Here is a 13776-nt window from a genome sequence, read left to right on the forward strand (position 1 = left end):
GGGCGCTTTTTTATCGCGATAGGTTCCTGAATTATGTTCGAAGCACTTTTGCAGACACTCGGGCTCTCCGCATTCAGCTTGAAGGGGTTCGGCCCTCTGTTGCTGGAAGGCTCCTGGATGACCGTCAAGTTATCGATACTGTCGCTGCTGTTGAGCGTTCTGCTCGGCCTGATCGGCGCCAGTGCCAAACTGTCCAGCGTCAAACTGTTGCGGATTCCGGCCCAGCTCTACACCACGCTGATTCGCGGGGTGCCGGACCTGGTGCTGATGCTGCTGATTTTCTACAGCCTGCAAACCTGGTTGACCAGTTTCACCGAGGCGCTGGGCTGGGAATACATCGAGATCAATCCGTTCGCCGCCGGGATCATCACCCTGGGTTTCATCTACGGCGCGTACTTCACCGAGACCTTTCGCGGCGCGATCCTCGCTGTGCCCCGCGGACAGATGGAAGCCGCCACGGCCTACGGTTTGAGCCGTGCCCAGCGCTTTCGCTTCGTGGTGTTCCCGCAAATGATGCGCTTCGCCCTGCCGGGCATCGGCAATAACTGGATGGTGATCCTCAAGGCCACCGCGCTGGTGTCGATCATCGGCCTGGCGGACCTGGTCAAGGCCGCGCAGGACGCCGGTAAAAGCTCCTATCAACTGTTCTTTTTTCTGGTGTTGGCGGCGCTGATCTATCTGGTGATCACCAGCGCATCGAACTATGTCCTGCGCTGGCTCGAACGGCATTACGCGGCAGGTTCCCGGGAGGCTGTACGATGATCGAATTACTGCAGGACTACTGGAAGCCTTTTCTCTATAGCGACGGTTACCACATCACCGGCCTGGCCATGACCCTGTGGCTGCTCAGCGCCTCGATCTTCATCGGTTTCCTGGTGTCGGTTCCACTGTCGATTGCCCGGGTTTCCAACAAACTTTACGTACGCTGGCCGGTGCAGTTCTACACCTACCTGTTTCGCGGTACGCCGCTGTATATCCAGTTGCTGATTTGCTACACCGGGATCTACAGCCTGGCCGCGGTCCGCGCGCAACCGCTGCTCGATGCGTTCTTTCGCGATGCGATGAACTGCACCATCCTAGCCTTTGCCCTGAACACCTGCGCCTACACCACGGAGATTTTCGCCGGGGCGATTCGCAGCATGAACCACGGTGAAGTCGAAGCCGCCAAGGCCTACGGTCTGACGGGCTGGAAGTTGTATGCCTACGTGATCATGCCATCGGCCCTGCGTCGCTCGTTGCCGTACTACAGCAACGAAGTGATCCTGATGCTGCACTCGACCACCGTGGCCTTCACCGCCACCGTCCCGGACATTTTGAAAGTGGCTCGCGACGCCAACTCGGCGACCTTTTTGACCTTTCAATCGTTCGGCATTACCGCGCTGATCTACCTGTTGGTGACCTTTGCGCTGGTCGGACTGTTCCGCATTGCCGAACGTCGCTGGCTGGCTTTTCTGGGCCCGGCTCACTAGGACTTAGCGCTCTGTACGGCCGCTCATCAGGCCACGGGCTTTGTCGCCGCTTGCGACGTCTACGCAGCGGCGACCCATTTTCCCTTAGAGGATGCTTGCGCACATGTACAAATTGACTGTTGAAGAACTACACAAAAGTTACGGTAGCCACGAAGTGCTCAAGGGCGTTTCCCTGAAAGCCAAAACAGGTGACGTGATCAGCCTGATCGGCGCCAGCGGCTCGGGCAAAAGCACCTTTTTGCGCTGCATCAACTTTCTCGAAACGCCCAACGACGGTGCGATGAGCCTGGACGGCAAGCAGATCCGGATGGTCAAAGACCACCATGGCATGCACGTGGCCGACGATGCCGAGCTGCAGCGACTGCGCACCCGGCTGGCGATGGTGTTCCAGCACTTCAACTTGTGGGGCCACATGACCGTGCTGGAAAACATCACCATGGCCCCGCGCCGGGTGCTGGGTGTCAGCAAGAAAGACGCTGAAGATCGCGCCCGGCGTTATCTGGACAAGGTCGGCCTGCCGGCTCGCGTGGCGGAGCAGTACCCGGCGTTCCTGTCGGGTGGTCAGCAGCAGCGGGTAGCGATTGCCCGCGCACTGGCGATGGAGCCGGAAGTCATGCTGTTCGACGAGCCGACCTCGGCGCTGGACCCGGAACTGGTGGGCGAAGTGCTCAAAGTAATCCAGGGCCTGGCCGAAGAAGGTCGGACCATGATCATGGTGACCCACGAAATGAGCTTCGCCCGCAAAGTCTCGAATCAGGTGCTGTTCCTGCATCAGGGACGGGTAGAGGAAGAGGGCGCGCCTGAAGACGTGCTGGGCAATCCGAAGAGCGAACGGCTGAAGCAGTTCCTCAGCGGCAACCTCAAGTAACGCCCTCCGCCCTTGTAGGAGCAAGGCTTGCCCGCGATGGGCACAATGCGGTCCATCAGATAAACCGCGTTATCGTTCATCGCGGGCAAGCCTTGCTCCTACAGGGTGGGGACGCCTCTATGAGCGGGCACGATTCACATCGACAGAATCAAGCGCCCGCAGGCTGCGATCTTTTGATCTTTGCGACAAAAAAAGGCCCGCATGTTTAACCATGCGGGCCTTTTGTATTTCTGATCCGGGATCAGTGCTTGCTGTCCTGGTTCGACAGGGCCAGCAGTTGTTTTTCCTGATTCCAGTCGAACGGTTCGTCGTTCTGTTCGGCTTCGTAACGACGTTCTTCCAGTGCCTGATACAGGGCGATTTCATCATCAGGCATGTAATGCAGGCAGTCGCCGGCGAAATACCACAACAGGTCGCGGGGGACCAGGTGGGCAATTTGCGGATAACGGGTGATGACCTGACAAATAATGTCCTGGCCCAGGTATTGGCTTTCGATCGGATCGATTGGCAGCGACGCACGCAGTTCGTCGAAGCGCTCCAGGAACAAGGCATGACTTTCGTCTGGAACCTGCTCGGCTTCACCGACAGCGACCAGGATACTGCGCAGGAGGTCGAGCTGGACGAGAATTTGGTCGAGCATAACGGGAGTCCTCTAGATCAAAAGCAAAACGGGCGCCGGAGTATATAGCTCCAGCGCCCGCTTTTCATCATTGACCCGCCGGACGAGTCACCGCGTTAGCGGGTCTTGCCCTGCGCCAGTTCAAGTTGCTCCTTGGAAAAGTCATCGACGTCGATCACTTTGCGCCGCGCGGCTTCGGCCTCATGCAGGGTATGTGCTTCTGCGGCTTGCAGCACGCCGGCCTCCAGGGCGGCGTCGATGACGTGCTCCCCGGCACCCGGTTTGAACTGCCCGCTCTTGAGCGCAAAGTGCATTTTTTTCTGCAGCGGTTGGGCGGCGCTCAGCAAGTTGCAGGCATGTTGCAGGGCACCAACCGGGTCATCGACCGATTGTGGCCGGTAACAGCCCCCCAGCAACTCTTCGAGCGTCGGATCGCCTTTGGCACGGCCAATGACCGCTGCCACTTCGGCACCGAGTGTGTCCGACGGCCCTTTGTGACGGCGCCCGAACGGGAACACGATGACTCGCATCAGGCAACCCAGGACCTTGCTCGGGAAGTTGCTCAGCAGTTCATCCAGCGCCCGTTCCGACTGGCCGAGACTCTCTTCCATGGCCCAGGTAAACAGCGGCGCCATGTGTTCGGGTGAATCGAGGTCGTGGTAACGCTTGAGGGCGGCAGAGGCCAGGTACAGGTTGCTCAGTACATCGCCGAGTCGGGCCGACAGGCGTTCGCGACGTTTCAGTTCACCGCCCAGCAACATCATGCTCAGGTCGGCGAGCAGGGCGAATGCCGCGGCCTGACGGTTGAGGGCGCGGAGGTAGCCCTGGCTGAGTTTGTCTCCAGGTACCTGTTCGAAATGCCCGAAGCCGAGGTTCAGCACCAAGGTGCTGGCGGCGTTGCTCACGGCGAAACCGATGTGCTTGAGCAGCAGGCCGTCGAACTCCTTCAGTGCCTGGTCCTTGTCTTCACGGCCGGCGAGGGCCATTTCCTTGAGCACGAACGGATGGCAACGGATCGCGCCTTGACCAAAGATCATCAGGTTGCGCGAAAGGATGTTCGCGCCTTCCACCGTGATGAAGATCGGCGCGCCTTGCCAGCTGCGCCCGAGGTAATTATTGGGCCCCATGATGATCGCCTTGCCACCGTGCACATCCATCGCGTGGCTGATGCATTCGCGACCGCGTTCGGTGAGGTGATACTTGAGAATCGCCGAAAGCACTGAAGGTTTCTCGCCGAGATCCACCGCGTTGGCGGTGAGCATCCGCGCGGCGTCCATCATCCAGGCGTTGCCGCCGATACGTGCCAGCGCTTCCTGAATCCCTTCGAAGGCCGACAGCGGCACGTTGAATTGCTCGCGAACCTGAGCGTATTGACCGGTCACCAGGCTGGTGAACTTGGCCGCCCCGGTGCCGACTGCCGGCAGCGAAATGGAACGCCCGACCGACAGGCAATTCATCAGCATCATCCAGCCTTTGCCGAGCATCTCCTGGCCGCCGATGAGGAAGTCCAACGGCACGAATACATCCTTGCCGGAGTTCGGGCCGTTCATGAACGCGGCGCCGAGGGGCAGGTGGCGTCGACCGATGTCCACACCGGCAGTGTCGGTCGGGATCAACGCGAGGCTAATGCCAAGATCTTCCTCGTCACCCAGCAGATGGTCGGGGTCATAGGCCTTGAATGCCAGGCCGAGCAGGGTGGCGACCGGGCCCAGGGTGATGTAGCGTTTTTCCCAGTTCAGCCGCAGACCCAGGACTTCCTGACCTTCCCATTCACCTTTGCAGATCACCCCGGTGTCAGGCATAGCGCCCGCATCGGAGCCGGCCAGCGGGCCGGTCAACGCGAAACACGGGATGTCGTCGCCACGCGCCAGGCGTGGCAGGTAATGGTTGCGTTGTTCATCGGTGCCGTAATGCAGCAACAGTTCGGCCGGGCCGAGGGAGTTGGGCACCATCACGGTCGATGCCAGGTCGCCGCTGCGGGTGGCCAGTTTCATCGCCACTTGCGAGTGGGCGTAGGCGGAAAATCCCTTGCCGCCGAACTCCTTGGGGATGATCAGGGCAAAAAAACCATTCTGCTTGATGTGTGCCCAAGCCTCGGCCGGCAGGTCCATCGCCTGGCCTATCTGCCAGTCGCTGACCATGGCGCAGAGCTCCTCGGTCGGGCCATCGATGAACGCCTGTTCTTCTTCGCTCAACTGCGCTTTGGGATAGGACAGCAGTTTGTTCCAGTCCGGACGCCCGCTGAACAGCTCGCCATCCCACCAGACGGTGCCGGCATCGATGGCGTCGCGTTCGGTTTGCGACATTGGCGGTAGGGTTTTCTGGAACCAGTTGAACAATGGGGCACTGAAATATTTGCGCCGCAGGTCGGGCAGCAGCAGTGGCGCCGCGACGACGGCCAGCACGATCCAGAAAATCAGCAGCAGCCAGCCTCGAGCGTGGCTGAAGATTCCCATCGCCAGCAGATAGACCGCCACGATACCCAGGGCGGGCAGGGGCGCGATGCGGCGGTGAGCCAGCCAGGCAATCCCGACCACCAGAACCAGTATCCACAACAACAGCATATTCAATCCTCCGTGAAGCCAGGGTCAAAACCACCTTCAGAGCTTAGACGGCATCTGCAAAACGGGGTGGTCAGAGCGATGTGTTTGAAATCGTGGGAAACAGCGGTGAATTTCGTGAGTGATAGCGCTGGCGGACGCTGTAAAAAAGCTCCGCTGAGCGTGCGACAAGCTCTCGTATTTGGCCGAAACGTCGTTATCTCTGTGCTGGGTCTGCCGATAGACTCAGGGCTTCTCCAGGAGATTGTTCTCATGCACGAGTACCTGAGCCCCGGCCGCTTCATCGATAGTGACCACCCGGCGGTGGTGGAGTTCGCTGAACGGCATCGCGGTAACAGCCGTGACCCGGTCGAGCAAGCGGTGAGTCTGTATTACGCCGTGCGTGAAGCGGTGCGCTACAACCCCTACACCTTCAGTCGTGATCCCGCGACCTTGCGCGGCAGTTATGCACTGGCCACCGGCGAGAGCTACTGCGTGCCCAAAGCCACGTTGCTGGCCGGTTGCGCGCGGCACTGTGGAATAGCGGCGCGGATCGGTCTCGCGGATGTGCGCAATCACCTGTCGACCCCGCGCTTGATCGAGTTGCTCAAGAGTGACGTGTTCGCCATGCACGGTTACACCGAGTTGTATTTGCAGGGGCGCTGGGTCAAGGCCACACCGGCGTTCAACCAGAAGCTCTGTGAGCTGTTCGATGTGCCGGCGCTGGAGTTCGACGGGATCAATGACAGCATCTTCCACCCGTTCAATCGCCAGGGGCTGCAATCGATGGAGTATCTGGTCGATCATGGCCAGTTCGCCGATGTGCCCGAAGCATTCTTCTTCGAGTACCTGGAAAAACTCTACCCGCATTTGTTCGGTGAGCAGTCGCCAGCCCTGTTGGGCGACATGCAGAGCGATTTGAGTCGCGGCTGATCCGGGGCGTAGACTGCCCCGGCATTCATCTATCGAGGAGCGGTCATGCTGAAGATCTGGGGTCGGAAAAATTCGTCGAATGTCAGAAAGGCACTGTGGTGCGCCGAAGAACTTGGGCTGACCTACGAAACGCAGGATGCGGGCGGGGCTTTTGGTGTGGTCGACACACCGGAATATCGCGCGATGAACCCCAATGGCCGCATTCCGGTGATTGAAGACGACGGTTTTGTGCTGTGGGAATCCAACGCCATCGTGCGTTACCTGGCTGCCCGTCACGCAGCGGGTTCGAACTGGTTCCCGGCCGATGTGCAGACCCGGGCGAGCGCGGAAAAGTGGATGGACTGGACCACTTCGTCGTTTGCCGAACCTTTCCGCCAGGTGTTCTGGGGCGTATTGCGTACCCCGGCAGATCAGCAGGATTGGGCCGCGATCAATGCGGCGCAGAAAGTCTGCGAGCAATTGCTGTCGATGGTCGATCAGGCATTGGCGCAGAAACCGTATTTGTCCGGCGACGAGATCGGCGTTGGCGATATTCCGTTGGGCAGCTTTATCTATGCCTGGTTCGAGATGCCCATCGAGCGAGCGCCAATGCCCCATCTGCAAGCCTGGTATGCGCGCCTGAAGCAACGTCCGGCTTATCAAAAAGCCGTCATGACCGCGTTGACTTAATACTGACTATCAACACACTTGACTGTACTTGTGCGGCGTCGCCAAGCACCATTGCGTTCATGCGCCGCGGTTGCATGGGTCGCCGCCCGCTCTTATTTATTCCTGACTTTCCTTCTTGGTGCGTAAATCCGATATGAGTTCTGCTCTGTCCATCCGGCAGCTAACCAAAACCTACGGCAACGGTTTCCAGGCCTTGAGTGGTATCGATCTGGATGTCGCCGAAGGTGACTTTTTCGCCTTGCTCGGCCCCAACGGCGCCGGCAAATCCACGACCATCGGCATCCTCTCGACCCTGGTGAACAAGACCAGCGGAACGGTGAATATCTTTGGCCACGACCTGGACCGCGACCCGGCGGGGCTCAAGCGCTGCATCGGCGTGGTGCCGCAGGAATTCAACTTTAACCAGTTCGAAAAGACCTTCGACATCGTCGTGACTCAGGCCGGTTACTACGGTATCCCGCCCAAAATCGCCAAGGAACGCGCTGAGCAATACCTGACTCAGCTCGGCCTGTGGGACAAGCGCGATGTGCCGTCACGCTCACTGTCGGGCGGCATGAAGCGGCGGCTGATGATCGCGCGTGCGTTGGTGCATGAACCACGCCTGCTGATCCTCGACGAACCGACTGCCGGCGTGGACATCGAACTGCGTCGCTCGATGTGGACCTTCCTCACCGAGCTGAACCAGAAAGGCATCACCATCATCCTCACCACGCATTACCTGGAAGAGGCTGAGCAGTTGTGCCGCAACATCGGCATCATCGACCACGGCACCATCGTCGAAAACACCAGCATGCGTAACCTGCTCAGCCAGCTGCATGTCGAGACGTTCCTGCTGGACCTGAAGAACGACATGACGGTGGCGCCGCAGTTGATCGGCTATCCGACTCGTCTGGTCGACAGCCACACCCTGGAAGTCCAGGTCGATAAAGCCGTCGGTATTACCGCGTTGTTCGGTCAGTTGGCCATGCAGAACATCGAAGTGCTGAGCCTGCGCAACAAAACCAATCGCCTCGAGGAGTTGTTCGTGTCTCTGGTGGAGAAAAATCTGGCGAAGGTGGCCGTATGAGTTCCGAACTGAAACCCAACCTCGTTGCGCTCAATACCATTGTTTACCGTGAGGTCCGGCGTTTTACCCGGATCTGGCCGCAGACCCTGCTGCCGCCAGCCATCACCATGGTTCTGTACTTTGTGATCTTCGGTAATCTGATTGGCCGGCAAATCGGTGATATGGGTGGCTTCACCTATATGGAATACATCGTGCCGGGCTTGATCATGATGTCGGTGATCACCAACGCCTACGGCAACGTGGTCTCGAGCTTCTTCGGCAGCAAATTCCAGCGTTCCATCGAAGAACTGATGGTTTCACCGGTTTCGCCGCACACCATCCTGATCGGCTACACCGTGGGCGGGGTGCTGCGTGGCCTCGCGGTGGGCGTGATCGTGACGCTGCTTTCGCTGTTCTTCACTCACCTGCAAGTGCACCATTTGGGGATTACCCTGCTGGTGGTGCTGCTGACGGCAACGATCTTTTCGCTGCTGGGTTTCATCAACGCGGTGTTTGCGCGCAACTTCGACGACATTTCGATTATCCCGACGTTCGTGCTGACACCGTTGACCTACCTGGGCGGGGTGTTCTATTCGATTAGCCTGCTGCCACCGTTCTGGCAGACCGTGTCACTGGCCAACCCGGTGCTGCACATGGTCAACGCTTTCCGTTACGGCATCCTCGGCGTTTCGGACATCAAGATCAGCATCGCCATTACCTTCATGCTGGTAGCAACCGTAGTGCTGTACATCGGTTGCGCGCGGTTGCTGGTCAGCGGACGCGGAATGCGCACCTAACCTGCGGCAAACTCGATCCTTGTGGGAGCGAGCTTGCTCGCGAAGGCGTCATTGCCAGCACTGCAAAAAATGCGTACTACATAAAAAACGGCCTCCCAAGTGGAGGCCTTTTTTATTGATCGTTCCCACGCGGGAGTGGGAACGATCAGCGTGTTGGCGTGCTACTGCGGTGAGTCCGGTGGATCGAGGTGATCCAGCGCCCGATTCACCGCCAACTCGGCCAGAGAAATCATCTGCTGGATCGCCAGTGCGGTATTGCGTTTGGGGCCTTCGAGCTCAAACGCCAGATCGCTGGCCATGACATTCACTGAGGCGAGGGTTTCGCAGGCGTGGGCCAGCAGGGTTTCGCTGTCGACGTCGGGGGCAATGACGAAAATGCAGCCGGGGCGTCGGTCGGCTAACAACGTCTTGGTCTCGGGTAGCACCAGGTAATGATCGAGCGCACGGTGTGCGGCGGCGTGGAGTTCTTTTGAATCGAGTGAGGCGTAGGGAGAAACCGGATCGGTTTCGGGTGGATTTGGAGTTGGTTTGAACATGGTAAATATCCTTGGAAGTGAAGCCGCTACCTGTCGCTGCTAAACGATGGGTGGCAGCTGTACGCGGGTTAGCAGACCGGACCAAGGAGTATCCCGGCGCACCGAAGTGCCCCACGCACAGCCGCCATAATGCAGAACAACTAGCGCTAGAAAAGTGCTGGCTGATCGAGAGGCGGTACTGGCGTGCCTTGGTCCGAGCTGCTAAACCCGACCGCTGAATTGTCAGCGGTACGGAAACAATAGAGGCCACGACCAAAGCGCACAAGCCGGCGGATTCTGGCGCAGGTGTAGTCCGTGACGCAAGGCACTGTAGCCTCCGATGGGCACCGCGTAGGCAAGCTTAAACACCCGTCGTAGCAGCTGCCGAGCCCGCGAGGCTGCGTTAGAGGCGGGCCGCGTTCGGACGTAGTCCTCGCAAATCCTGCATACGCGGTTTACCTGAACGAAGGTGTTGCCTGATTTTACGACCGCTGCGCGGCCGAACGCAGCCTCGCGGGCTCGGCAGCTGCTACGACGGGTGCGGTCCTGTAATTGGCTGTTTGATCGTTCCCATGCGCCGCAAAGGAATGCCTCTAGGGGCAACTTCGTGTCCAGTAACGCGGACCGTCACGGGCAGCAACCGTGGTGTTGTACATCGGTTGCGCGTGGTTGTTGGTGAGCGGGCGTGGGATGCGTACTTAAATGATGATGCCCGCTCCGTTGGGAACGGGCAGTTTTGCATCGTTTCAGGATTTGTTGGATGAAGCCAGTGACAAATCAACGTCATCTAATTGAAATGAGCCGCGAGTCGTAAAAGTGATTGCCAGGGTCGTAGTATCCGACTCAAGCGTGAAAACATAGTCAAATGTCTCATTTTCCCGGAAATAGATTAAGGAGGGGGTGGCGTTGGAGATTTTCACAGCAGCAGGCGTTTGGTAAAAATCCTTGGCGGTGAACTTCAAATTCAGCTTTACACCCTTTTTTAAACTCAGGCCTGTGATTTGTTGGGTCAATTCAGCGTGTTCATTGGGAACAGTGGTTACGATTTCTGCAAGGCCATCGAAGAATCTGACCGTTGGTTTATATTCCCAGTGCTTTTCCTTGTCCGTGAAGTCACCATTTTCGATCAGGTTTTCAGTTTTCTGTTGCGCCATGTTCATGTCGTAATCCCTGTAGTGTTTGCCAAGTGATTTGAATGGTGGGCGCGCGACCTTCGCGGGAGCAGATGTGAATGCCTCGCGAGCTCCACAAAGGCGCGGCTGCCAGATGATTGGGCGCTGAAGACGGTTCGGTTGGCTACTGTCAGAAATTACAGGTTGGGGCATGAGCCGACGGGTGGTAATGCGAGAGCGTGTGGTGGCGGGAGGTAGTTCTGTCCATTTGCTTGAAAATACAAACGGCACTTGAAAGTGCCGTCTTTGCATTTCTACATCCGACTTTGCCTGCGCCGCTTCCATTGCCGACCGACCCACCAGCGCCAGTAGGTCATGGTCAGGCAGTAGGCCAACGCGCCGAGCACCAGGCCAGTCACCACCGAGCCCAGTAGAAACGGTTGCCAAAGAGTCGACAGCTCACCGCTGATCCATTCCCAGGTCAGCTCATCCGGCAGGCTGCGGGCGGGGACATCCATCAGCCAGGCGCCGGTCTGATAGGTGCAGTAAAACACCACGGGCATGGTGATCGGGTTGGTCAGCCAGACCAGGCTCACTGCGATCGGAATATTGCCACGCACCCAAATGGCAAGCATTGCCGCCACCAGCATTTGCAACGGAATCGGTAGAAATGCGGCGAACACGCCAATGGCCATGGCGCGCGCAACCGAATGCCGATTGAGGTGCCAGAGGTTCGGGTCGTGCAGCAGCGTGCCGAGAAAGCGTAAGGATTTGTGTTCCCGGATGCTGGTCGGGTCTGGCATGTAACGTTTGAATAAGCGCCGGGGCATAAGGCTTCTCGGTCGGTTCAAGCGGCAAGTATGCCCGGATTCTACGGAGCGCCCGTTCAGACTTTGTGACAATTAATAAATGCGGACTTTGGTAACTCGGCTAATCCAAGAGAGGGGACTCTCAAGGACAGGCTAATGCGCACAGGGATGTTGGCGCTCGCGTTGGGTCTGTTGGCCTTGCGTTTTTTACCGGTGTTGCCACCGGTCTGGTTACTGCTGTTGCTGCCTGTACTGGCATTGATGCTGTTGCCATTTCGCACGTACCCACTGGCGTTTTTTCTGTTCGGTTTCAGCTGGGCGTGTGCCAGTGCGTACTGGGCCTTGGCGGATCGTTTGGCGCCGGACCTCGACGGGCAAACCCGCTGGGTCGAAGGACGAGTCGTCGGCTTGCCGCAGAACGCGCAAGGCGTGGTGCGTTTCGAGTTGGCCGATAGCGAGTCGCGGCGCACACGCTTGCCGGGTTTGATGCGGTTGGCCTGGTACGACGGCCCGACCGTCAACAGCGGCGAGCGCTGGCGGCTGGCGGTGAAATTGAAACGCCCCACAGGCCTGCTCAATCCGCAGGGCTTTGATTACGACGCCTGGTTGCTGGCACAACGCATCGGCGCGACGGGAAGCGTCAAGGACGGGCAGTTGCTCCGGCCTGCACAAGGGGCCTGGCGTGATGCTGTTCGCCAGCGTTTGCTGGCGGTCGATGCACAAGGGCGAGAGGGGGCGTTGGCGGCGCTGGTGCTGGGCGACGGATCCGGGCTAAGCAGCGAAGACTGGCGCGTGTTGCAAGACACCGGCACCGTGCATTTGCTGGTGATCTCCGGGCAGCACATCGGTTTGCTGGCCGGAATGGTTTATCTGCTGATTGCCGGATTGGCGCGTTATGGATTGTGGCCGCAGAGGTTTCCCTGGTTGCCGTGGGCCTGCGGCATGGCATTCGCGGCGGCGCTCGGTTACGGGTTGCTGGCCGGTTTCGAGGTGCCGGTGCGCCGAGCCTGCGTGATGATCGGTCTGGTGCTGTTATGGCGCCTGCGGTTTCGTCATCTGGGTGCCTGGTGGCCTTTGCTGCTGGCGTTGAATACGGTGTTGTTGCTTGAGCCGTTGGCCAGTTTGCAGGCGGGGTTCTGGTTGTCATTTGCAGCGGTGGCGGTGCTGATTTTTACCTTCGGCGGCCGCCTGGGCGCCTGGCGCTGGTGGCAAACCTGGACGCGGGCGCAATGGCTGATCGCGATTGGCTTGTGTCCGTTGCTGCTGATACTCGGTTTGCCCATCAGTCTCAGTGGCCCGTTGACCAATCTGCTGGCCGTGCCGTGGATCAGCCTGGTGGTGTTGCCCCCGGCTTTGCTCGGGACGTTGCTGTTGCCGCTGCCTTATATCGGCGAGGGGCTGTTATGGCTGGCCGGCGGCTTGCTTGACGTGCTGTTCAACGGTCTGGCATTGGTGGCCGGGCGGATACCGGCATGGGTTGCCCCGGTGATTCCCCTTTGGGTCTGGGGGATCAGTGCTTCGGGCGCTTTTCTGCTGTTGCTGCCCAAAGGCCTGCCCATGCGGTTGTTGGGCTGGCCGATGCTGCTGTTGATGGTGCTCCCGCCACTCAGATCCGTACCTGACGGCATGGCTGAAATCTGGCAACTGGACGTCGGCCAGGGGCTGGCCATCGTCGTCCGCACGCGTCATCACACGTTGCTCTATGACGCCGGTCCGCGTTTCGGTGATTTCGATCTGGGCGAGCGGGTGGTGTTGCCGTCGTTGCGCAAGCTCGGTGTGCGCAAGCTGGAGGTGATGTTGATCAGTCATGCCGATGCCGATCACGCCGGTGGCGCGCGCTCGGTCGCACGCGGATTGCCGGTGGCGCAGGTGCTCAGCGGTGATCCCGAAGCCCTGCCGGCCGAGTTGTACGCGCAGGCCTGCGAGAGCGGTCAGCGCTGGGAGTGGGACGGTGTGGGTTTTACGCTCTGGCAATGGTCCGGGGCGAGCGAAAGCAACCAGAAGTCCTGCGTCCTGCAGATCGAAGCCAACGGCGAGCGTCTGTTGTTGACTGGCGACATCGACGCCCGGGCCGAGCAGGCGTTGCTGGAAAGTCCGCTGGCGGTCGCGACCGACTGGCTACAAGCGCCACATCACGGCAGTCGCAGCTCATCGTCGATGGCTTTTCTCACGGCGTTGGCACCCAAGGCTGTGTTGATTTCTCGTGGGCACGACAATTCGTTCGGTCATCCGCATCCGCAAGTGATGGCGCGTTATCGCCGGTTGGGCATGCAGGTTTATGACAGCGCCGAGCAGGGTGCCTTGCGTTTGCGTCTGGGGGCGTTCGAGGCGCCCGAGTCACTGCGCCAGCAACCACGTTTCTGGCGTGCACCGCCGTTGGTCAGCCAATAACCACCGGTC

Annotated in this window: 13 protein-coding genes; 8 read left to right on the plus strand and 5 right to left on the minus strand. The window is 59.3% G+C overall.

The window, feature by feature from the left end:
- Positions 1-33 precede the first annotated feature (33 nt).
- The 3 genes from AC3WK5_RS13670 to AC3WK5_RS13680 all read left to right on the plus strand — a co-directional run bounded on the left by AC3WK5_RS13670 (position 34) and on the right by AC3WK5_RS13680 (position 2337).
- Positions 34-762 carry an ABC transporter permease gene (locus AC3WK5_RS13670; protein ID WP_103317704.1) on the plus strand — a complete coding sequence of 243 codons (729 nt, stop codon included), beginning with the start codon at positions 34-36 and terminating at the stop codon, positions 760-762.
- Positions 759-1469 (plus strand): ABC transporter permease, encoded by a 711-nt coding sequence (locus tag AC3WK5_RS13675; protein ID WP_054593373.1) that lies wholly within the window; start codon positions 759-761, stop codon positions 1467-1469. The genes AC3WK5_RS13670 and AC3WK5_RS13675 overlap by 4 nt, the downstream gene beginning before the upstream one ends.
- Positions 1470-1572: 103 nt before the next feature.
- Positions 1573-2337 (plus strand): ABC transporter ATP-binding protein, encoded by a 765-nt coding sequence (locus AC3WK5_RS13680; protein ID WP_103317702.1) that lies wholly within the window; start codon positions 1573-1575, stop codon positions 2335-2337.
- Between the two features lie 241 nt (positions 2338-2578).
- Here AC3WK5_RS13680 and AC3WK5_RS13685 read toward each other — a convergent pair whose 3' ends face one another.
- Together AC3WK5_RS13685 and AC3WK5_RS13690 are read right to left on the minus strand one after the other, a co-directional pair.
- A complete protein-coding gene (locus AC3WK5_RS13685) occupies positions 2579-2977 on the minus strand; it encodes a PA2817 family protein (protein ID WP_054593369.1) in 399 nt (132 codons plus the stop codon).
- Positions 2978-3072: 95 nt separating this feature from the next.
- Complete coding sequence (locus tag AC3WK5_RS13690; protein ID WP_103317700.1) at positions 3073-5520, minus strand: acyl-CoA dehydrogenase; 2448 nt, start codon at positions 5518-5520, stop codon at positions 3073-3075.
- 249 nt (positions 5521-5769) lie between these two features.
- Here AC3WK5_RS13690 and AC3WK5_RS13695 point away from each other — a divergent pair, with 249 nt between their 5' ends.
- From AC3WK5_RS13695 to AC3WK5_RS13710, 4 genes are all read left to right on the plus strand, one after another.
- Positions 5770-6429, plus strand: coding sequence for a transglutaminase-like domain-containing protein (locus AC3WK5_RS13695; RefSeq protein ID WP_054593367.1), 660 nt, complete (start codon positions 5770-5772; stop codon positions 6427-6429).
- A gap of 45 nt (positions 6430-6474) precedes the next feature.
- Positions 6475-7098, plus strand: a complete 624-nt coding sequence (locus AC3WK5_RS13700; protein ID WP_103317698.1) for a glutathione S-transferase family protein — start codon at positions 6475-6477, stop codon at positions 7096-7098.
- Between the two features lie 133 nt (positions 7099-7231).
- Entirely contained in the window at positions 7232-8164 is a 933-nt protein-coding gene (locus AC3WK5_RS13705) for an ABC transporter ATP-binding protein (RefSeq protein ID WP_054593365.1), read from the plus strand.
- A complete protein-coding gene (locus AC3WK5_RS13710; RefSeq protein WP_019689336.1) occupies positions 8161-8940 on the plus strand; it encodes an ABC transporter permease in 780 nt (259 codons plus the stop codon). The genes AC3WK5_RS13705 and AC3WK5_RS13710 overlap by 4 nt, the downstream gene beginning before the upstream one ends.
- A 161-nt stretch (positions 8941-9101) precedes the next feature.
- On the opposite strand, the gene AC3WK5_RS13715 is transcribed toward AC3WK5_RS13710, so the two are convergent.
- From AC3WK5_RS13715 to AC3WK5_RS13725, 3 genes are all read right to left on the minus strand, one after another.
- Entirely contained in the window at positions 9102-9476 is a 375-nt protein-coding gene (locus AC3WK5_RS13715) for a DUF6124 family protein (RefSeq protein WP_019689337.1), read from the minus strand.
- Between the two features lie 725 nt (positions 9477-10201).
- Complete coding sequence (locus AC3WK5_RS13720) at positions 10202-10912, minus strand: hypothetical protein (RefSeq protein ID WP_146039824.1); 711 nt, start codon at positions 10910-10912, stop codon at positions 10202-10204.
- A complete protein-coding gene (locus AC3WK5_RS13725) occupies positions 10882-11397 on the minus strand; it encodes a DUF2062 domain-containing protein (RefSeq protein ID WP_103317692.1) in 516 nt (171 codons plus the stop codon). The genes AC3WK5_RS13720 and AC3WK5_RS13725 overlap by 31 nt, the downstream gene beginning before the upstream one ends.
- A 135-nt stretch (positions 11398-11532) precedes the next feature.
- Here AC3WK5_RS13725 and AC3WK5_RS13730 point away from each other — a divergent pair, with 135 nt between their 5' ends.
- Positions 11533-13767, plus strand: a complete 2235-nt coding sequence (locus tag AC3WK5_RS13730; protein ID WP_103317690.1) for a DNA internalization-related competence protein ComEC/Rec2 — start codon at positions 11533-11535, stop codon at positions 13765-13767.
- Positions 13768-13776 lie beyond the last annotated feature (9 nt).

The organism is Pseudomonas sp. FW306-02-D09B, from assembly GCF_058782685.1.